Below are 1,378 nucleotides of genomic sequence, written 5' to 3'. Positions count from 1 at the left end.
GCAACGCTCTCGCACAAGCCAACATGGAGCGCGACATCATAAAAATGTATGATCTGCTCCTTATCTGCAGGCTTCAACTGATTTCCAGAAGTCGTTTGTGTCAATGTATCCGGCCTGTCTGTGAGCCGTTTTCCGGCTCTGGCCTTGATGGGAGCCGCACGTCGTCGTCCTAATAAAGCTATCAGTCACAAGAGACTGCTTTTTTAGCCAGGCTGCAATGTCGTGGGGTAAACGCTTCTGTCATCTGTTTTGGGCCCGCAAAACCGGGTATGAGTTCTATCTGTTAAACGGCTGAGCTTGCGTCGGGATACGGTTGGTAATCCCTGCCGGATGTCAGCACTTTCCAGCAAATTCGCATTATCTTGTTGGCCAGGGCGATAAGTACCACATGATGGTGATGGCCGGCCTCCAGCCTGGCGATCCATTCGCCTAACGATGATTTGTCGCGCTTCATGTGAATTTTTAGCGCTTTGGCGCCCTGAATAACCATTTGCCTTAAATAGCTATTGCCACGCTTACTGATCCCGCCGAGCGAAGATTTGCCGCCCGTTGAATATTGCCTGGGGACCGGCTGACAGGTCGCGGGCTTTCTTGAATTGTGAGCCATTGCCAATCGCGGCAATCAACGCGGTTGAGACAATCGGTCCAATACCGGGGACGGTACTGATTTTTTGGCACAAACCTGATGCGCTGGAGGCTTGTCCGAGCATGAGGCTCATGTCATCAATCTGAGTATCCAGCTGTTGCCACCGTTCTCTCAGGCGTAATACCAGGGCGTGGATAAAGTCAGGCAAGCCATTCTCGGCATCTTCAAGGATCGCCGGTAGGGCGCGCTCGAAGACTTTTCTGCCGACTGGCACGGTGAGCCCATATTCCAGCAGCAACGCTCGCATCTGATTGACAGTGGTGGTACGTTCGACGATGAAAGGCTGACGGACGCGATGAGTCGCTGCAATGCCAGTTGTTCATGAGATTTCAACGGGACACAGCGCATAGTGCCTCTGCTACCAGCCTCGGCAATAGCGGTAGCATCGTTGAAGTCATTCTTGTTTGATTTGAGGTAGGGCTTCACAAATTGGGCAGGGATAATCTTGGGTTCGAACCCCGCCTGTTGAAACAGGCGCCCCCAGTATTGCGAACCGGGACATGCCCCGAAGGCAACCCGACAGGGGGGAGTCGTACTGATGAACTGTTTCAGTTGTGAACGAGTGAGCTTTTGCTTGGTCAATACCTGCCCCATGCGATCCATCGCCACCAAGTGAAACCAATTTTTGCCTAAATCGATCCCGTAAATGTAAATCTGCGCTTGCGTCATGATGAGCCTCCTTGATGCTGGCTCCAGCATAGCGGGTTGGATGGAGCAGACCATCCCATTAGG

General features: G+C 52.5%; 1 pseudogene. It reads right to left on the bottom strand.

Annotated features, from left to right (window positions below):
* Positions 1–283: 283 nt before the first annotated feature.
* Positions 284–1,315: pseudogene (locus L972_RS22230) on the bottom strand (IS110 family transposase).
* Positions 1,316–1,378: the final 63 nt, after the last annotated feature.

Source organism: Aeromonas sp. ZOR0001 (genome assembly GCF_000801015.1).
Classification (GTDB): Bacteria; Pseudomonadota; Gammaproteobacteria; order Enterobacterales; family Aeromonadaceae; genus Aeromonas; species Aeromonas veronii.
This window is presented reverse-complemented; position numbering and strand designations above follow the sequence as displayed.